We start from the raw sequence: 18,583 nt of genomic DNA, 5'->3' as shown, positions 1-18,583 counted from the left end.
ATGCTACCCCTGCGTTCGGCTCTTCATCAGCGGCTGGATCCTCGTCCCGAAATCCTCGACCCCTTTCACGAAATCGTCGAACACCAGCAGCACCCCGGCCGTGCCCGGAACCGCGGCGATCTCGTCCAGCATCTTGGCGACGCTCTCATACGAGCCCACCAGAGTGCCCATGTTGAGGTTCACGGCCGACTCCGGCGCGGCCAACTGTTGCGTGTTGGTCGTGGCGCCGGCCTTGGCGTTGGGGGCGGCCTGCTGGGTGAGCCACGCCAGCGCTTCTTGATCTGCGCCATCGCGGTAGGACTGCCACTTGGCCAGCGCCTTTTCGTCGGTCTCGTCAGCGATGATCATGAACAGGATGAAGGACTGAACGTCGCGTCCGGTCTTCTCGGCCGCGGCCTCCAGCCGCTTGTTCACCGAGGCGAAGGCGGTCGGGGTGTTGGTCCCCTTGCCCAGGGCGAAGCTGTAGTCGGCGTACTGGGCGGTGAAGGCCAGACCCTCGTCCGAAGAGCCCGCGCAGATCAGCTTGGTCTCCTTGGGGTGCGGACTGACCCGACAGTCGTCCATGGTGAAGTACTTGCCCTTGAAGTTCGAGACGCCGGTCTCGAGCAGGTCCTTCAGCACGGTGGCGTACTCAGCCAGGTAGTTGTAGCGATCGGTATAGTGCTGCTCGCCGGGCCATAGGCCCATCTGGCTGTACTCGGCCTTCTGCCAGCCGGTCACCAGGTTCACGCCGAAGCGCCCCGGAGCGATCGAGTCGATGGTCGAGGCCATCCGCGCCACGATGGCCGGCGGTATGGTTAGGGTCGCGACGGTGGCGAAGATCTTGATCTTGCTGGTCACGGCCGCCAGGCCGGCCATCAGGGTGAAGCTCTCCAGGTTGTGCTCCCAGAACTGCGTCTTGCCGCCGAACCCGCGCAGCTTGATCATCGAGAGCGCGAAGTCGAACCCGTGCTGCTCGGCCTTCTGGGTGATCTCCTTGTTGAGCTCGAAGCTCGGCATGTACTGCGGAGAGGTCTCCGAGATCAGCCAGCCGTTGTTGCCGATGGGGATGAAGACGCCGACCTGCATTGGATTATTCCCCCTTGAGTTTTACGGAAAGAACGAGGGCGCGTTCACGCGCCCTCTAGGAATTGGACGAGCGCCTCGTTGAAGGTCTCGGGATCGGTGACGGTGAAGCCGTGGCCGCCCCAGGCAACCTGCTGGAAATCCGCGTTGGGCAGGCGGGCGGCCAAGCGTTGGGAGCAGCTCATCGGCACCAGCATGTCGTCGGCGCTGGCGCTAATCAGCACCCGGTGGGTGATCTCCTGCAGCCGCGCGTCGATGTTGAACGCCAGCAGGGCGTTGATCCGGGCCAGCATCACCTCGCGCGGCGGGAAGCCCGCCAGGTGGTGGGCCTCCTCGGCCATTAGCCGGTCGTGGTTTCGCGAGATCCAGTCGGCCGGATAGAGGAAGATCGGCTGGGCGTGGACGTAAGGCCCGGGTCCGCTGTCGTTCAGCAGATGGATGCGGGTGTCGAAGCACCGCCGGATGTGCGGATCGGGCCGTGACCAGCCGTTGACGACCACCAGCTTGCCCAGGCGGTCCGGGTGGTCGAGCGCCAGCTGCAGGCCGGCGTTGCCCCCCGCCGCATGGCCGACGACATGCGCCTTGGCCAGGCCCAGGGCGTCCATGACCTTGACTATGTCCTGCGCCATGTGGGCTACGGTGTAGGCGGCCGGCAGCTCGCGCGTGCTGCGCCCCGTGCCGCGGTGGTCGTAGGTCACCACAGGCCAGCGCTCGGTCAGGGTCGCCATCTGCGGAGACCAGAACGCGCCCGAACCGCCAAGGCCCGACGACAGCAGCACGACCTCGCGTCCAGCCACCGGGCGGCCGTGAAGCTCGTAATAGAGGCCGTCGACGGTTCCGGAGATCATCAGCGCTTGCCGATGTGCGCCACCGAGGCGATCTCGACCACGAAGCCAGGCTTCACCAGACCGCACTGGATACAGTAGCGCGCCGGCTTTTCGCCGGGGAAGTACTCGGCATAGACCTTGTTCATCGGGGCGTAGTGCGACCAGTCTGTCAGGAAGATGTGGTTCATGGTCACGTCCTCCATCGTCCCGCCGGCGGTCTCGATCACTGACTTGATGGTCTCCAGCACCTGGCGGGTCTGGGCCTCGGCGTCATCGGGGAAGGCGACGTTATTGTCCTTGTCGAAGGCAAGGGTGCCGGAGACGTAGACGATCCCGTCGGCCAGCGTGCCGGGGGAGAACGGCGCGATCGGCACGCCCGTGCCGGGCGGGGTAATGACGGTCTTGGGCATCTGATTTCCTCTCTAGATTTGCGGCGCTAGCTGCCCGAACGCTCCCTTGAAGTCGGCGGTGGTCGAGACCCAGCCGAAGAAGCTCTCGATGTTGAACAAGGCGGCCTTCTGGACGAAATCGGGTCCTGCCTGATGAGTGGCGTCTTCGAGCACGGTCCCGAAGTATTCGAGGAAGAAGCCGTCGCGCAGGGTCGACTCCACGCAGACGTTCGTGGCGATGCCGACGAACACCAGATGCCGGATGCCGCGGGCCCGCAGCACGCTGTCCAGCTGGCTGTTGAAGAAGCCGCTGTAACGGGTCTTGTGCAGCTGGATGTCGCCCGGCTGGGGCTTGAGCTCATCGACGAGCTCGTAATCCCACTGGCCGCGCGCCAGCAGCTTGCCCCGCAACTCGGGCTTGGCGCGCATCGTCTTGAGGGCGTTGGACTTCCACCAGTTGGGCGAACCGGGGCCGCCGGCTTCGACATAGTGATCGTCCCAGCCGTTCTGGAAATAGATCACCTGCATGCCGGCCGACCGGGCGACCTCCAGCACACCCTTGATCTCGTGGATGACCTTGGCCGCGCCGGAGATATCGAAGCCCGCGAGGTCCAGGTATCCGCCCGGCGAGGCGTAGGCGTTCTGCATATCGATCACGATCACCGCCGTGGTCTTCGGATCGACCGGCAAAGGCTCTGGCCGGGCGGGCAGCATGACGCAGCCGGCGGAGAGCGGGGTGATCGGAGAGCTCATCGCCTATGCTCCTTGTGAAGTCCGGATGGCATGGAATACCATCCGGAAGAACGCCGCAATCCGAACCATTCGGTCCAAGTTTGACCAAATGGTCCAAGTTCGAGGATCGATGACCGGCAAGACCGCCAAGACCGTCAAGCCGCCGCGTAAGACGGGCGGGCGGCCCGTCGCAAAGGCGACCTTGGGCGCCCGCGTACTGCTCAAAGCCGCCCAAAGCCTGGGCGAACCCGAGGCGGCGGGCGAGGGCGCGCGGGGCAACCGAGAGAAGGCTGGCGAGGCGCGCAAAGCCGCCATTTTGAAGAGCGCCCTGACTCTATTCGCTCGTCTTGGACTGGAGGGGGCCAGCGTCGAGGCCATCGCGCGCGCCGCGGGCGTCTCGAAGGCCAACCTGCTCTACTACTACCCGTCCAAGGAGGCGCTTTACGTGGCGGTGCTTGAGCAGGGCCTGTCGCAATGGTTGGCCCCGCTGGCTCGCTTCACCGAGGCCGACAACCCGGCCGACGCCATAGCCGCCCTGATCGCCGCCAAGCTGGCCATGAGCCGCGATCACCCGGAGGTCTCGCGGCTGTTCGCTCTTGAGATGCTGCGCGGCGCGCCGCTGCTGAAGCCGGTTCTGGCCGGCCCGCTGAAAGCCGTGTTCGACGCCAAGGTCGCCGTGATCCGGAGCTGGGTCGCGACGGGTAGGCTGGCGCCTGTCGATCCGCCGCACCTGATCTTCGCGGTCTGGGCCTTGACCCAGCACTATGCCGACTTCTCGGTCCAGGTGCGGGTGCTGTCGGGAAAGTCCTTGTCCGACGACGACTTCATGAACGAGACGCTGGCGGCGGTGACGGCTCTGGTGCTGGACGGGATCCGGCCGCGCTAACTGGCGAGGCGCTCCCCTGGGGCGACCCGGCGAACGCCGTGCGCCTTCTGCTAGCCCCTTGAACCAAGCTCCCAAAGAGGCGCGCCGGCGTGACCTTCCCGGCGGCGTTGCCGTGCGGTCCTCAAAGCCTCGCGCGCGCCCCTGATTTTCGATACGTATCGTGACATGCAGCAGGACGAGCGGGGCGGTAAGGTCACCATTGTCGACATCGCCCGCGAGGCCGGCGTGTCGATCAAGACGGTTTCACGCGTGATCAATCGCGAGGAGGGCGTCGGCGAGGAGACGCGCGCGCGGGTCCAGGCGCTGGTGGACCGGCTGGGTTATCGGCCGAACGTGTCCGCCCGCTCGCTGTCCAGCCGTCGCAGCTACCTGATCGGCGCCATTTTCATGCGGGTGGGCGCCTATCACTATGTCGGCGAAGTGCAGGTGGGGGCGATGCGGGCTTGTCGCCGCGCTGGCTACCACCTGGTTGTCGAGCAGGTGCGGCCGCCAGAGACCGTGGGCGGCGTCCAGCGCTTCGCCGAGGGGCTGCGTGACGCCCGGTTCGACGGCGTCGTGCTGACGCCGCCGACCTGCGACGACCCCGAGGTCCTCGCCGCGGTCGAGGCTGCGGGCCTGCCCTATGTCCGCATCGCGCCGCACCGGGAGTTCGAGCGTTCGCCATACGTCTTCATGGACGATCAGAAGGCGGCGCGGGAACAGACCCTTCGTCTATGGAATATGGGCCACCGGCGGATCGCCTTCATCGACGGCCCCGCCGATCATGGTTCGGCGACGCGCCGGCGCCTTGGCTATCTGGAGGCCATGCGTGATCGCGGCGTAGAGCCTCGGCCCGAGTGGATCGCCAAGGGCGAGTTTCTCAGCCTGTCGGGCTTCAATGCGACCGAAGCCCTCCTGCGCTTGCCCGAGCGGCCGACGGCGATCTTCGCGGCCAACGACGAGATGGCCGTGGGCGCCCTGGCGGCGGCCGCCAAGAACGGACTGTCGGTCCCCCGCGATCTCTCCGTCGTCGGCTTTGATGACACGCCGTCCGCCGAGGCGGCCTGGCCGCGTCTGACGACCATCCATCAGCCGACGGCCGAAATGGCCGAGGCCGCCGTCGAAATGCTCATCGACGGATTCGGCGATGAGCGGTTCCGGGGCAGGGTGGCCGCGCGCCAGCTGGACTATCGCCTGGTCCAAAGGGACTCCGCCGCCCCACCGTCCGCCTAGAGGCCGGTTTCGTCCTGGATATCGCCCGGCGTGGCCGATTTTTGACGCCGATTTCTGAGCGGCGGTCAAAGCTTCGCCAGAGCCCGCCCTAGCAAGCGAATTTCGTCCGGTAGCCGACGGTTCCCGACAGCGGTGTCAAAAACATGAGGCATAGACAACGTTGTCGTAGTTGTGTTGTCTGGCTTGAGACAACGTTGTCGTAACCATTATTGGCAGCGACGGCGGCGTCGGGAAAAGGCCTCGGAACAAGGGGCCCAAGGAAACGCAAACAGGCGCCTTAGGCGCCGCTGGGGATCGTGGCGTCACGGCGTTCGCGTCGGCGCGCTCCGAGTCCAGGCAGGACAAAGGGAAAGAGATGCGTAGTCTCCTGTTCGCATCGGCCGCCATGGCGGTCGTGAGCCTTCACGCGCCTGACGCGGCGGCTCAGGAAGCCGGCGCCGTGAAGCTCGACGAAGTGGTCGTGACCGCTCAACGCCGCAGTGAAAACTTGCAGAAGACCCCGCTCACCGTGTCGGCGGTGACGGGCGACAAGCTGGAAGCCCAGGGCATCAAGACGGTGGTCGACCTGTCGGCCCAGGTGCCGGCGCTGCAGATCAGCTCCAGCGGCTCGGGCGCGGCGGTGGTCTTTCTGCGCGGCATCGGCAGCACCAACACCACCGAGGTCGGCGATCCGGCGGTGGCCTATCACATGGACGGCATCTACATCGCCCGATCCACCTCGGTCGGCGCGCTGTTCTACGACATCGATCGGGTCGAGGTCCTGCGCGGGCCGCAGGGCACGCTGTACGGCCGCAACGCCACGGCCGGCGCGATCAACGTGATCACCAAGCAACCCAAGTTCGACTACGAGGGCAATGGTTCGGTCGATATCGGCAACTATGGCGCCATCACCACCGCAGGCATGGTCAATGTGCCGGTCAGCGACACCGTCGCCGTCCGCGCCGCCTTCCAGACCGCGCGTCACGACGGTTATGTCAAGGCGCTGAACAAGGGCCCTGGCACTGGCGGCAACGACCGCTACGATCAGGACGACAAGTCGGCCCGCGTGCAGGTGCTATGGAAGCCCAGCGACACCTTCTCGCTGAAAGCCGGCGCGGACTATCTGCACCAGGGCGGCGCCGGCGGCGGCGACAAGACCTATGGCACGGCTCTGGCCACCAGCGATCCGTGGACCTGCAACTGCGCCACCAACCTCTATCGCAACAACAAGTTCTTCGGCGCCCACGCCCAGGCCGACCTGGACCTGAACTTCGCCACCCTGACCTACTTGGCGGGCTACAACTTCTCTCGGCTGGACCGGAACGGTGAGAACGCCAGCACCGGCGCGCCCAACTATTTCAAGGGCAAGGACCATACCTGGTCGCACGAACTGCGCTTGGGCGGCGACACCGGCAAGCTGAAGTGGGTCGTCGGCCTCTATCGCTTCACCGAGGATAACAACGTCGACTTCCGCGTCTTCCTGGCGACGAACTCGTATCTGTCGTTCATCCAGCCGGAAGTCACCGCCAAGTCGATCGCCGTGTTCGGCCAAGGCACATACGAGGTCACCGACCGATTCCGCGTGACGGGCGGCCTGCGTTACACCGAGGATCGCAAGGCCCGCGACGGCGGCACCTTCCTGACCAACTCGGCCGGCGCGATCACCGGCACGGTCATCAAGAACCTGGCCGACGCCAAGTGGGACGCCACCAACTGGAAGCTGGGCGCCGACTTCGACCTGACCAGCACCTCTATGCTCTACGCCAACGTGGCCACGGGCTATAAGGCCGGCGGCTACTACGACGGCGTCGCCAACAACGTCTACGCGCCCGAGAAGATCACCTCGTACGAGGCGGGCGTGAAGAACCGCTTCTTCGACAACCGCCTGCAGTTCAACGCCACCGGCTTCCTCTACGACTACCGCGACTTCCAGGTCACGGCCGTCGGCATCATCGCCGGCCAGCAGGCCGCTGTGACGCTGAACGCCGACAAGGCCAGGGTCTACGGCGTCGAGTTCGAGAGCAATCTGGTCTTGACCGAGAACGACCGGATCGACGCCACGCTCGGCTGGCTGCACGCGCGCTACACCGACTTCGTGCTGCCGCTGGGCGACGCCTTCGCCAACAACAGCGCCAATGCGACGGTCGCGTCGTGCTTCAAGACCAACTGGAGCGCCGCCGCGCCGCGGTCCACCGACTTCTCGGGTTGCCGCATGGCTCGCACGCCCGACTGGACGCTGAACGTCGGCTACCAGCATACCTGGGAGATCGCCTCGGGCGCCAAGCTCGTCGGCCGCGTCCAGACGCACTACGAGAGCAGCAAGAACCTCGAGTACCACGGCTTCGCCCAGAACAAGCAGGGCAGCTTCACCAAGACCGACCTGAGCCTGACCTACACCAGCGCCGACGATCGCTGGAATCTGCAGGGTTATGTCCGCAACCTCGAGGACGACGACGTGCGCACCGCCTCGTCGCCGAACTCGACCACCGGCCTCGCCACCAACGGCAATGGCGAATTCTACGCCCCGCCGCGCACCTACGGTCTGCGGCTGGGGGTCAATTTCTAGGCCCCTAAGACCGCCTGAGCCCTCGGCGTCTCCTGCGCGCCGAGGGCGCTTCTTTGTCTCGTGTTTGGAGTTTGATGTGCTGGCTCTTCGACGTCTTCTGATCTCGACCGCCATCCTGGCCGCGACTGGTTCGGCGGCCCTCGCCGCCAGCCAACCGCAACTCGGCGTCCGCGACGGCAAGATTATCACCGTCGACGGCCTGCGGTTCCGAGACCTCGACCGTGACGGCAAGCTCTCGCCGTTCGAGGACTGGCGGCGGTCTGCCGACCAGCGCGCCGCCGACCTCGTCACCCGCATGACGCTGGAGGAGAAGGCCGGCGAAATGATGCACGGCACCCTGCCGGCCTTGGGGGGCATGGTCCCGGGGCGCGGCAAGGGCTACGACCTCGACAAGCTGAAGCCGCTGGTCCTTGATCGCCACGTCACAACCTTCATCACCCGGCTCGCGGGCGATCCGGCCTGGCTGGCCGAGCAGAACAACGCCGTCCAGGCCATCGCCGAGCAGGGGCGGCTAGGCGTCCCGGTCACGATCAGCACCGATCCCCGCCATCACTTCCAGTTCGTGGACGGCGCCAGCGTCGCCGCCGGCGGCTTCTCGCAATGGCCGGAGGCCACGGGGCTGGCGGCGATCGGAGACGAGGCGCTGGTTCGCCGCTTCGGCGACATCGCCCGCCAGGAATATCGCGCCGTCGGCATCCACCAGGCGCTATCGCCGATGGCCGACCTCGCCACCGAGCCCCGCTGGTCTCGGATCAGCGGCACGTTCGGCGAGGATCCCGATCTCGTGGGTCGGATGGTCAAGGCCTACATCCAGGGCTTCCAGGGCGGCGAGACGAACCTCTCGCCCAACGGCGTCTCGGCGGTGGTCAAGCATTGGGTCGGCTACGGCGCCTCGGCCAAGGGCTTCGACGGCCACAACAGCTATGGCCGCTACGCCGTCTTCCCGGCGGGCCAGTTCGACCTGCACGTCAAGCCGTTCGATCAGGCCTTCGCGGCTGGCGTCGTCGGTGTGATGCCGACCTATGCGATCCTCAAGGACCTTTCATTGGACGGCCAGCCGGTCGAGCAGGTCGGCGCTGGATTCTCCAAGCAGCTCCTGACGGACCAACTGCGGACCAAGCACGGTTTCAAGGGAATCGTGATCTCCGACTGGGCGATCACCAACGATTGTCCCGAGACCTGCCGCAACGGCTTCCCGGATGGACAGAAGCCCAGCTTCATCGGCTTCTCGACCGCCTGGGGCGTCGAGGACTTGGCCAAGGTCGACCGCTACGCCAAGGGCGTGAACGCGGGCCTCGACCAATTCGGCGGCGTCGAGGACACGGCCGAGCTGGTGGCGGCCGTCAAGGCGGGCAAGATCCCCCAGGCGCGCATCGACGACGCCGCGCGCCGCATCCTGGCGATCAAGTTCGAGCAGGGTCTGTTCGAGAACCCCTATGTCGACCCCAGGGCCGCGACGGCCGTCGTCGGCTCGAAAGCCTTCCTCGCCGAGGGGCGCGCGGCGCAGAGCGCGGCCCTGACCCTGCTGGAGAACAAGAACGGTCTGCTGCCGCTCAAGGCGGCGGGCAGGAAGGTCTGGCTGAAGGGCGTCTCGGCCGAGGCGGCGAGGGCCCATGGCCTGGTTCCGGTCGATGATCTCGCCCAGGCCGAGCTGGCGATCATCCGCACGGCGACGCCGTTCGAGACCCTGCATCCGAATTTCACCTTCGGCAGCTTCCAGCACGAGGGCGACCTGTCGTTCAAGGACGGCGCGGCCGACTATGAGACGATCAAGGCCGCCTCGGCCAAGGTTCCGACCATCGTCGCCGTCTATCTCGACCGGCCGGCGATCCTGACCAACGTGCGGGACAAGGCCGCCGCGCTGATCGGCGACTTCGGGGCCGGCGACGACGCCTTCCTCGACGCCCTGACGGGCAAAGCGCCGCCGCGCGGCAAGCTGCCGTTCGAGCTGCCGTCCTCCATGGCCGCCGTCGAGACCCAGGCCGAGGACGCGCCGCATGACTCCAAGGCCCCGCTTTATCCGATCCACTTCGGCCTGACCTATTAAGGACGACCGCCATGAACCGCTCCCTGATCGCCGCCGCCAGCCTCGCGGTGCTCGCCGTCGCCTCCGCAGCCCAGGCCCAGGCGTCCGCGCGGCCCTGGATGAACGCCAAGCTGTCGCCGGATGAGCGCGCGACGCTGCTGGAAAAGGAAATGACCCTCGACGAGCGCATCGGTCTGCTGCACGGGCCGATGTCGATGCCGATCTTCGGCATCAAGAAGCCCGAGGGCGCGATCGGCTCGGCCGGCTACATCCCCGGCATCCCGCGTCTGGGCGTGCCCGCGATGAACGAGAGCGACGCCAGCCTGGGCGTCACCAACCCGCTGGGCGTTCGTCCAGGCGACGGCGCCACGGCGCTGCCGTCGGGCCTGTCGCTGGCGGCGACCTTCAACACCAAGCTGGCCTATGACGGCGGGGCGGTGGTCGGCCGCGAGGCGCGGGCCAAGGGCTTCAACGTCCAGCTGGCCGGCGGCGTCAACCTGGCCCGCGATCCGCGCAACGGCCGCAACTTCGAATATCTCGGCGAGGATCCGTGGCTGGCCGGCAACCTGGCTGGCGCGGCGATCAAGGGTATCCAGGACCAGGGCGTCGTCTCGACGGTCAAGCACTTCTCGCTGAACGGCCAGGAGACCAAGCGTCACTTCGCCAATTCGGTGATCGACGAGGCGGCTCACCGTGAAAGCGATCTGCTGGCCTTCCAGATCGCCATCGAGAGGGGCCAGCCCGGTTCGGTGATGTGCGCCTACAACCTGGTCAACGGCGACTACAGCTGCGGCAACCCGCATCTGCTGAACGACGTGCTCAAGCGCGACTGGGGCTACAAGGGCTGGGTGATGTCGGACTGGGGCGCGGTCCACGCCACCGACTATATCCTCAAGGGCCTGGATCAGCAGTCGGGCGAGCAACTCGATGGGACCACCTGGTTCGGCGAGCCGCTGAAGGCGGCCGTCCAGAAGGGCGAGGTCCCGGCCGCGCGGGTCTCCGAGGCCGCCCGCCGCATCCTGCGCTCGATGTTCGCCGCCGGCCTGTTCGACAAGCCGGTCGAGCCGGGCGGCGCGATCGACTACGACGCCGGCGCCGCCGTCGCCCAGGCCGCCGCGGCCGAGGGGATCGTGCTGCTGAAGAACCGCGACGGCCTTCTGCCGCTCGCCAAGAGCGCCAAGACGATCGCCGTGATCGGCGGCCACGCCGACGCCGGCGTGCTGTCGGGGGGCGGCTCCTCGCAGGTCGTGCCGCCGGGCGGCGCCAAGCGCGTCGTGCCCCTGGGCGGGGAGGGCATGATGGGCCCGTTCCGCAGCGAGTACTTCAACGGCTCTTCGCCGCTGGCGGCGCTGCGCAAGGCGCTGCCCGAGGCCAAGGTGACCTTCGACGACGGCCGCTATGTCGCCTCGGCGGTGGCCGCCGCCAAGGCCGCCGACGTGGTCGTGGTCTTCGGCAACCAGTGGATGGGCGAGGGCGAGGACGCCGCCGACCTGTCGCTGCCCGACGGCCAGGACGCCCTGATCGCGGCGGTGACCGCCGCAAATCCGAACGCCGTCGTCGTGCTGCAGACCGGAGGTCCCGTGTCGATGCCCTGGCTGGACCAGGCCGGCGCGGTTGTCGAGGCCTGGTACGCGGGCGCCAAGGGCGGCGAGGCGATCGCGGACGTGCTGCTGGGGACGATCAATCCGTCGGGCCGCTTACCGGTGACCTTCCCGGCGTCGATTGACCAGTACCCGCGCGCGCAGCTGCCGGGCCTGACCGTGCCTGAGAAGACCAGGTTCGACGTGGTCTATTCCGAGGGCGCGGATGTCGGCTACCGCCGCTTCGCCGTGACGGGCCAAAGGCCGCTGTTCCCGTTCGGCTACGGCCTCTCCTACACGAAGTTCGCCTATACGAACCTGAAGGTGACGGGCGGCGAGACCCTGACCGTCAGCTTCGACGTGGCCAATGTCGGCCAACGGCCGGGCAAGGATGCGCCTCAAGTCTATCTGACCGGCGCCTCGGGCAAGCCGCTGCAACGTCTGATCGGCTTCGACAAGGTGGCCCTGGCCCCCGGCGAGACGCGTCGCGTGTCGATCACCGCCGACCCGCGCGTGCTGGCCGGCTTCGACGCCAAGGCAAACCGCTGGAGCTTGACGGGCGGCGACTATCAGGTCGCCGTGGGCGCCTCCTCGGCCGATCTCGCCCTGAAGGGCGCGGCCAAGGTCAAGGCGCGGACGCTGAAGCCGTAACCGGGAGGATACAGATGACCATCCGCACCATCATCGCCGCAGGTCTGTTCGGAGCGCTCTGCGCCGGCCAGGCGCTGGCGGCCGATCCGACCGCGATCACCACCTTCGGCCCTATCGTAGGCGAAGTCTCGTCAGGCGTCGCCGCCTTCAAGGGCGTGCCGTTCGCGGCGCCGCCCGTCGGCCCTCTGCGCTGGCGCGCGCCCCAGCCACCCCAAGCCTGGACCGCGCCGCGCGACGCCAAGGCCTATGGTCCCGACTGCATGCAGAACCCGTTCCCGGGCGACGCGGCGCCATTGGGGGTCAAGCCGGCCGAGGACTGCCTCTACGCCAATGTCTGGACGCCCGAGGCGGCGCTGAAGGACAAGGTCAAGCGGCCAGTGATGGTCTGGATCTATGGCGGCGGCTTCGTCAATGGCGGCAGCTCGCCGGCCGTCTATAGCGGTGATCGCTTCGCTCGCGACGGGGTGGTGCTGGTCAGCTTCAATTATCGCGTCGGCCGGTTCGGCTTCTTCGCCCATCCCGCCCTGACGGCGGCCGGCGCAGATGGCGGGATGCTGGGCAACTACGGCCTGATGGACCAGATCGCAGCCCTGACTTGGGTGCGCGACAACATCGCGGCCTTCGGGGGCGATCCGAACAACGTCACGGTTTTCGGCGAGTCCGCCGGAGGCATGTCAGTCCACGCCCTGTTGACCGCGCCACAGGCCAAGGGGCTGTTCCACAAAGCCATCATCCAGTCGGGTGGCGGGCGGCCGCGCCTGCTGCCGACCTTGCCGCTGACCGCCCCCGCGGGTCAGCGTTCGGCGGAGGCCGCGGGCTTGGCCTTCGCGGCCAAGGCCGGAGTCTCGGGAACCGACGCGACGGCGCTCGAGGCGCTACGCGCGCTGCCGGCCGAGACCGTGGTCGACGGCCTCAACATGGCGACGTCCAGCACCCCGACCTGGGGCGGCGGGCCGATGCTGGACGGCAAGATCATGACTCGCGAGCCGCTGCAGGCCTACAAGGCCGGCGCCTGGTCGAAGATGCCGGTGATGGTCGGGGCCACCAGCGCCGACGGCTTCTTCTTCGGGGGAAGCCGCGACCAGGTCTTCGCGCCGTTCGGCGCGCGCCGGGCCGAGGCCGAGGCGCTGTACGATCCCAAGGGCGACGGCGACATCAAGGTCTATGGTTGGGCCGCGGCGGGCGACCGCATGTTCATCGAGCCCGCGCGCGCCGTGGCGCGGGTGATGTCGGGGCAGGGCGCTCCCGCCTACCAGTTTCGTTTCTCCTACGTGGCCGAAAGCATGAGGGGCCAGTGGTGGGGCGCGCCCCACGCGACCGAAATTCCGTTCGTGTTCGACACCGTCGACGCCCGCTATGGCGCGGCGCTGACGTCCGCCGACGCGGCGGCGGCCAAGGCGACGCACGCCTACTGGATTGGCTTCGCCAAGGGCGGCGTTCCAACCGCGCCGGGCCTTCCCGCCTGGCCGCGCTATGAGGTCGCCTCCGACCGGATCCTCGACTTCACGGCGCAAGGACCCAAGGCCGAGGCCGATCCGCGAAAGGCGCGCCTCGATCTGGTGGAGGCGACCGTTCCATGACGATGATCATCGTCGATCCAGAGCAGGTTCGTCGCCTGCGCGACCTGCTGCCGGCGCTGACCAAGGCGCATCTGCAGGACACCCTGGGCATCAGCGAGACGACATGGGTTCGCCTGCGCGACCGTCGCCCCATTCGCCTGTCCACCTACGAGCGCCTGCTCAAGCGCTCAACCGTAGCCGTTGTGGGACGGCGTTGAAGTGTCTCCAACGGCTCGGAACGAGTCTCCGGAGTTCTTCTCGCCTGACGCAGTGAAACGGCTTGCGGCCGCCGTCTCGCATGATCGGGGCCAGGGGCTGGGCCATGGCGGCGAATTGACATGACTCCAAGGCGATCCGAGGCAGCCGATGGCTGCGCTCGCGGGTGCGAGAGACTAGCGCGGAGGCGCCCTTCGGCGTTCAAGCGGCCCTAGAAGCCCGCGATCAGCGGCGGCGCGCGATAGACGCCGTTGAGCAGGTCAGGCTTGGGCAGATAGGCCCGCAGGCTCACCATGTAGGGCCCCTCGGCGGGCGCGGGCAGCCAGTTGGTCTCGCGTCCAGAACCGGGCGGGCGGCGAGAGATCCAGATGTCCAGACTCCCATCGGCGCCGTACTTCAGTCCCGGCGTGCGGTCGCCGATCGCGTAGCGGTCGATGGGATTTGGCGTCAGGAAGAACTGACCATCCGGCGTCGCCGCGTACATCGTCAGGGACCAGAAGCCGTCGACGGGCAGCATCCGGCCCGGCGGGAAGGTCAGGCGATAGCGCTCGCCGTTCAGAAGCCCTGAATTGTTGTCGCCGACAGGACGCGTGTAGACCGCTTCGACCAGTGGCAGGCCAAAGAGGCCGGTCAGCGCGATCTGCCCTCTAAAGACATAGTCCTGGCCAAAGTCGCCCAGGTTCGCTTGCGGATAGACCCAGCCCTGCGCCGCATAGAGCCCGCCGCGTGGTTCGGCGGCGACACGCACGGCCTGTGCCACGCCCTCGGCGATCTCGCGCTCCTGGTCCGCCGTAAATGCGGGGGGATTAAAGCCTTGAGCGGTGAGGCCCAGCGTCCTTACGGCGTGGAAGAACCCCGCGTCGGTCGCCGGCGGCGGGTTTTCGACCAGAAGCGCGCCAAGGCTGGCGAAATAGTCTCGCCAGGGGGCGGTGCGCGTAACGGGCGTGACGAAGTCGGCCGGCGCGCGTTCTGGGCCCGATGCAATGATGCCGGCCTGCACGGTGCGGGCCGCAGCCAGGTCGCCGGGGCCGTCGACCAGGGTGCGCCCTAGCGCGAAGACGAAATCGCTCGGCGCGCGGATCGCGCCCGAGGGCGCCGGGCCGCTCGGGCCCGCGACGACGAACCGACCACCATCCGGACCCGTGGTCCGCGTGCCAAGGATGGCGAAATTGTTGGTCCACATGTCCATCAGCGCCAGCGAAAGGTAACGCTCGCCGCTAGCGGGCAGAGTCAGGGTCACCGGGCCTTGGCGAAGATCCAGAAAGCCGCGGCTGTAGAGCGTGTCATTGTTGGGGGAGGTGACCTTCTGGTTGGCCGGGGTGACCAGATCCGTCTGGTGATAGAGCCGGTTGAAGGTTCCAAGCCTGGCGGTGCGGGCGCGGATGCCCGCCGTCTCGATCATGGGCAGGCCATAGAGCCAAGCCAGCTTCGCCGCCTGCGCCAGGGACAGGGGGGCATGGCTGGCGGCCCTGGCGCGCGCGGCCAGAGACAGCGTTAGGGCGCCGGCCAGAAAATCGCGTCGCGGGATCATCATCCTCTCCTCCCAAAGGCGCTCTTCGACGCCGTTGGGAGGACCCTAATTCATCCCGATCAAGATTGGCAATTGTCTGACGTTCCGTTTTGCGAGCTTCTGGCTTACTGTAACGTCAACTGAGGGAGGTCGGATGGACGAGGTCAGGTCGGGCGCGCCGCGGGTGCGGCGCAAGAGTGATCAGACGCTGGACGCGCGCCTGTCTGAAACCCTCATTCGTGAGATTATCGACAATCACTATCCGCCGGGCGCCTGGCTGCGCGAACAGGAGGTCTCGGCGCGCCATGGCGTGAGCCGCGCCTCGGTCCGCGAGGCTCTGCGCAGCGTGGCGCGCGCGGGGTTCGTCGAGATGCAGCCCTGGCGCGGCGCGCAGGTGGTCTCGGTGGGCTCCGAAGAGCTGCTGGATATCTTCAGCCTGCTTGAGGAAATGTACGCCCAGTGCGCGCGCCTTTCGGCCCAGCGCTTTCCAGATCGCTTGATCCCGCGGCTGGATGGCATGCTTGAAGCCATAGAGGCGGCGGTGACGCGCGACGCCGATCGCACCGAGCTCTACACGCTTTCGTTCGGCCTGGGGCAACTGGTGGGGCGATACTCGGGCAGCGTCCTGGCCTACCGCATGCTGACCCAGGTCGGCAATCTGGCGCTCTGGCAGCAACGTCTTCTCAAGCCCGGGACCTCGCAGTCTGAGCAGCAGTCTCTCTCGGCGCACCGGATCCTGGTCTCGGCGGTCAAGGATCGCCATCCCGAGATCGCCGCCGCCGCGGCCCGGATGATCGTGATGATCACCCGTCGGTCCTTGGCGTCGGCGTTACATCTTGAGTCGATCGGCGATTAATCGGCCGTTTCAAAAAATTGTTTGACAATTGGCGCTGGCGGCTGGAGCTTTCCCGCAACGATAAAATCGCGGGGAGGCGCTCATGCGGCGTGGAATGGGACGGCGCGGTCTGATGACCGCCGTGGGTTTGGCGCTGGCGACAACGCCGGCGGTGTCATGGGCCCAGCAGTCGGACGCCCAGGCGCTCGATGAGATCGTCGTGACCGCGCGCAAGCGCAGCGAGACCCTTGTGGAGGTGCCGGCGGCCATTTCGGCGATCACCGCCGAGGAGCGCCGCAATCTCGTGCTCGACGGCATGAAGGACTATTTGCGCCAGGCGCCCAGCGCCACCTTGGTCACCTCTGGGCCGGAATATCTCCAGGACATCTCGATCCGTGGGCAAGGCAGCGGCCGTCTGGGCTTTTCCGAGGCCGCCACGGGCCTTTACAAGGATGGGCTCTATAACGCCGGCGGCGGCTTTGGCGGTCGATCCCTGAGCCGTATCGACCTGCTGGACATCGAGCGGATCGAGGTGTTGCGGGGGCCGCAAGGGGCGCTCTATGGCCGCAACTCCGTGGGCGGCGCGGTCAATGTCGTGGCCCACGCGCCGGACCAGACCCTCGGCGGTTCGCTCACCGCTCGCTATAGCCAGCCCGAGCGCGCCTCGATCGAAGGGGTCGTGAACCTGCCGCTGGCCGCCGACAAGCTGGCCCTTCGCGTGGCGGGGCTCTACGACGACCAGAACGGCGGCTTCATCACCAACGAAACGACCGGTCATGAGGTGGACTGGCAGACCTATAAGGGTCTGCGCGCGGGGCTGCGGTGGACGCCGGACTCGGCGACCACGGTCGACCTGACCTACGAGCGCTACGAGAGCGACACGCCGGCCTTTTCGAGTCTGGCTCGCCGCGCCGCGCGTGTCGACGGCTCGGTGCTGGACGCCTCGCGCTGGACCCGGGCGGATCTCGATCGCGAGGGACGCGCCAAGATCACCGAGGACTCGGTCTATCTGACGGCCAAGCGCGACTTCGGCTTCGCGGACTTCACGACCAAGGTCGGCTGGAAGACGCGCGACGCGGGGCGGACCAACGAGGACAATGATCACTATGCGGGCCAGTCGGGCATAGATGTCGCCCCCGGCGCGGCGGTGCTCACCCCGGACTACACCGTGGGCCAGTTCGAGGACTACAGCCGCTTTGTCGCCCAGGCCTATCTGAGCTCCAAGGGCGAGGGCCGTCTCACCTGGCTGGCGGGCGTCGAGTTTTTGTCCACCAGCGACGATGTCGTCATCGACCCCTATCTCTGCCCCGCCTATTCGGGCGCTCTCCAGTCGGTCGCCGCCGGTTGCGTGGTCGGCCAGGCCGGGGCCCTAACAGGAAATTCCGCAAGCGTGCGTTCGTCCGCTCGTCTTTCGGTCAATCACGACGCTTTCTCCGAAGAGCTGAAGTCGCCGTCGCTGTTTGGCAGCCTCGAATACAAGCTTACGGACGCCACGACCCTGGGCGTTGAAGCGCGCCTGCAGCGCGACAAGAAGTCGTTCTGGTTCGAACGCTACGCCAAGGATCCTTTGGCCTTCTTTGGGAGCGGCGCGACGCCGGCGGGCCTGATGGCCGTGGTCACGGTCGATCCGGATGGCGCGACGGGTCCGCTGCCGGCCAGCTCGGTCGAATTCTGTCCGCCCAACGTGACAGGGACGGCTTGCGCGGCCGGCAATGAGACCGCCCGTGTCGAGGCCGAACGCCGCTGGACCTTCGTGACCCCGACGGTCACCCTGCGTCACCGCTTCGACAACGGCGCCAATGTCTATGGCCGCTTCGCCACGGGCTATCGCCCGGGCGGCTTCAACAGCAATCTGCCGCCGACGACCGTCCGCGCCCAGATCGCCCAGCAACTGCTCTATGATCCCGAATACGCCTACTCCTACGAGGCGGGCGCCAAGGGACGCTGGAAGGGCGTCCAGCTGTCGGCGGCCGTGTATTACACCTGGACCAACAATGTTCAGGTGGTCAGTGCGCCAAGTTCGCTTTCGCGCGGCTTCATTCTGCAGAACGCCGGCGACGCCCACGTGGCCGGCTACGAGATCGAGGCCCGTCGCCGGTTCCTGCTCGGCGCGACGGACCTGACCCTCAGCGCCAGCCTCAGCGGGCAGAAAGGCAAGTTCGAAGACGGCGCCAAGGCCAAGCTCGACTTGAACGGCGATGGGCTTCCCGATGACGCCGACCTGAGCGGCAAGGCCGTGCCGCGCCTGCGCGACTATCAGTTCGCGCTGAACGCCACCTATACCTTCCCCGTGGGCGGCGCCTGGCGCGGCTTCGCCTCGGCGGGCCTGCAGATGGCCGACGGCGGCTATGAGAACCCCGACAACAGCCGCTCGTACCAAGGCTATGGCCTGATCGACGCGCGGATCGGCGTGCGCTCCGAACGCCTGAGGTTCTCGGTCTTTGGCCGCAACCTCGGCGACAAGACCTATCTGGCCAACATCGTCAGCGCGAACGAGTTCTACACCGACCCGCGGGTGATCGGGGTCGAGCTGGGATGGGAGTTCTAGCC

At 67.2% G+C, this 18,583-nt stretch carries 14 protein-coding genes; 9 read left to right on the top strand and 5 right to left on the bottom strand.

Features of this window, described 5'->3' with window-relative positions:
* Positions 1–3 precede the first annotated feature (3 nt).
* The 4 genes from rutA to rutB are packed head-to-tail and all read right to left on the bottom strand — an operon-like array spanning position 4 to position 3,034.
* Positions 4–1,068 carry a pyrimidine utilization protein A gene (rutA, locus tag CSW60_RS02910; RefSeq protein ID WP_099535831.1) on the bottom strand — a complete coding sequence of 355 codons (1,065 nt, stop codon included), beginning with the start codon at positions 1,066–1,068 and terminating at the stop codon, positions 4–6.
* Between the two features lie 44 nt (positions 1,069–1,112).
* Positions 1,113–1,913 (bottom strand): pyrimidine utilization protein D, encoded by an 801-nt coding sequence (gene rutD, locus CSW60_RS02905; protein WP_099535830.1) that lies wholly within the window; start codon positions 1,911–1,913, stop codon positions 1,113–1,115.
* On the bottom strand, positions 1,913–2,302 hold the full coding sequence (gene rutC / locus CSW60_RS02900; RefSeq protein ID WP_099535829.1) for a pyrimidine utilization protein C: 390 nt from the start codon (positions 2,300–2,302) through the stop codon (positions 1,913–1,915). Before rutC ends, rutD begins: the two co-directional genes overlap by 1 nt.
* Positions 2,303–2,314: 12 nt before the next feature.
* Positions 2,315–3,034, bottom strand: coding sequence for a pyrimidine utilization protein B (gene rutB / locus CSW60_RS02895; RefSeq protein WP_099535828.1), 720 nt, complete (start codon positions 3,032–3,034; stop codon positions 2,315–2,317).
* Positions 3,035–3,143: 109 nt separating this feature from the next.
* Here rutB and rutR point away from each other — a divergent pair, with 109 nt between their 5' ends.
* The 7 genes from rutR (at position 3,144) to CSW60_RS02860 (ending at position 13,690) form a co-directional block, all read left to right on the top strand.
* Positions 3,144–3,899, top strand: coding sequence for an HTH-type transcriptional regulator RutR (rutR, locus tag CSW60_RS02890; RefSeq protein ID WP_099535827.1), 756 nt, complete (start codon positions 3,144–3,146; stop codon positions 3,897–3,899).
* 165 nt (positions 3,900–4,064) lie between these two features.
* Positions 4,065–5,111, top strand: a complete 1,047-nt coding sequence (locus tag CSW60_RS02885) for a LacI family DNA-binding transcriptional regulator (protein WP_099535826.1) — start codon at positions 4,065–4,067, stop codon at positions 5,109–5,111.
* A gap of 355 nt (positions 5,112–5,466) precedes the next feature.
* On the top strand, positions 5,467–7,656 hold the full coding sequence (locus tag CSW60_RS02880; protein ID WP_099535825.1) for a TonB-dependent receptor: 2,190 nt from the start codon (positions 5,467–5,469) through the stop codon (positions 7,654–7,656).
* Between the two features lie 76 nt (positions 7,657–7,732).
* A complete protein-coding gene (locus CSW60_RS02875; protein ID WP_099537532.1) occupies positions 7,733–9,703 on the top strand; it encodes a glycoside hydrolase family 3 protein in 1,971 nt (656 codons plus the stop codon).
* Between the two features lie 11 nt (positions 9,704–9,714).
* Positions 9,715–11,913, top strand: coding sequence for a beta-glucosidase (locus CSW60_RS02870; protein ID WP_099535824.1), 2,199 nt, complete (start codon positions 9,715–9,717; stop codon positions 11,911–11,913).
* Positions 11,914–11,927: 14 nt separating this feature from the next.
* Positions 11,928–13,493, top strand: a complete 1,566-nt coding sequence (locus CSW60_RS02865; protein ID WP_099535823.1) for a carboxylesterase/lipase family protein — start codon at positions 11,928–11,930, stop codon at positions 13,491–13,493.
* Positions 13,490–13,690 (top strand): hypothetical protein, encoded by a 201-nt coding sequence (locus CSW60_RS02860; RefSeq protein ID WP_099535822.1) that lies wholly within the window; start codon positions 13,490–13,492, stop codon positions 13,688–13,690. Before CSW60_RS02865 ends, CSW60_RS02860 begins: the two co-directional genes overlap by 4 nt.
* A gap of 209 nt (positions 13,691–13,899) precedes the next feature.
* Here the strand turns inward: CSW60_RS02860 and CSW60_RS02855 are convergent, their stop codons facing one another.
* Positions 13,900–15,222, bottom strand: a complete 1,323-nt coding sequence (locus tag CSW60_RS02855) for a DUF1254 domain-containing protein (protein ID WP_236634204.1) — start codon at positions 15,220–15,222, stop codon at positions 13,900–13,902.
* A 130-nt stretch (positions 15,223–15,352) separates the two neighbouring features.
* Here CSW60_RS02855 and CSW60_RS02850 point away from each other — a divergent pair, with 130 nt between their 5' ends.
* Together CSW60_RS02850 and CSW60_RS02845 are read left to right on the top strand one after the other, a co-directional pair.
* The gene (locus CSW60_RS02850) at positions 15,353–16,054 is read left to right on the top strand and encodes a GntR family transcriptional regulator (RefSeq protein ID WP_099535821.1); all 702 of its coding nucleotides are present in this window, start codon (positions 15,353–15,355) and stop codon (positions 16,052–16,054) included.
* A gap of 112 nt (positions 16,055–16,166) precedes the next feature.
* Positions 16,167–18,581 (top strand): TonB-dependent receptor, encoded by a 2,415-nt coding sequence (locus tag CSW60_RS02845; protein WP_161495618.1) that lies wholly within the window; start codon positions 16,167–16,169, stop codon positions 18,579–18,581.
* The last annotated feature ends 2 nt before the right edge of the window (positions 18,582–18,583 follow it).

The organism is Caulobacter sp. X, from assembly GCF_002742635.1.
Lineage (GTDB): Bacteria > Pseudomonadota > Alphaproteobacteria > Caulobacterales > Caulobacteraceae > Caulobacter.
The sequence above is the reverse complement of the archived record's forward strand: the minus strand, read 5'-3'. Positions and strand labels throughout refer to the sequence as shown.

Coding starts and splice junctions, on each gene's coding strand:
- rutB (WP_099535828.1), bottom strand. CDS start 3,034: ATGAGCTCTCCGATCACCCCGCTCTCCGCCGGCTGCGTCATGCTGCCC.
- rutC (WP_099535829.1), bottom strand. CDS start 2,302: ATGCCCAAGACCGTCATTACCCCGCCCGGCACGGGCGTGCCGATCGCG.
- rutD (WP_099535830.1), bottom strand. CDS start 1,913: ATGATCTCCGGAACCGTCGACGGCCTCTATTACGAGCTTCACGGCCGC.
- CSW60_RS02845 (WP_161495618.1), top strand. CDS start 16,167: ATGACCGCCGTGGGTTTGGCGCTGGCGACAACGCCGGCGGTGTCATGG.
- CSW60_RS02855 (WP_236634204.1), bottom strand. CDS start 15,222: ATGATGATCCCGCGACGCGATTTTCTGGCCGGCGCCCTAACGCTGTCT.
- rutA (WP_099535831.1), bottom strand. CDS start 1,068: ATGCAGGTCGGCGTCTTCATCCCCATCGGCAACAACGGCTGGCTGATC.
- rutR (WP_099535827.1), top strand. CDS start 3,144: ATGACCGGCAAGACCGCCAAGACCGTCAAGCCGCCGCGTAAGACGGGC.
- CSW60_RS02870 (WP_099535824.1), top strand. CDS start 9,715: ATGAACCGCTCCCTGATCGCCGCCGCCAGCCTCGCGGTGCTCGCCGTC.
- CSW60_RS02860 (WP_099535822.1), top strand. CDS start 13,490: ATGACGATGATCATCGTCGATCCAGAGCAGGTTCGTCGCCTGCGCGAC.
- CSW60_RS02880 (WP_099535825.1), top strand. CDS start 5,467: ATGCGTAGTCTCCTGTTCGCATCGGCCGCCATGGCGGTCGTGAGCCTT.
- CSW60_RS02865 (WP_099535823.1), top strand. CDS start 11,928: ATGACCATCCGCACCATCATCGCCGCAGGTCTGTTCGGAGCGCTCTGC.
- CSW60_RS02850 (WP_099535821.1), top strand. CDS start 15,353: ATGGACGAGGTCAGGTCGGGCGCGCCGCGGGTGCGGCGCAAGAGTGAT.
- CSW60_RS02885 (WP_099535826.1), top strand. CDS start 4,065: ATGCAGCAGGACGAGCGGGGCGGTAAGGTCACCATTGTCGACATCGCC.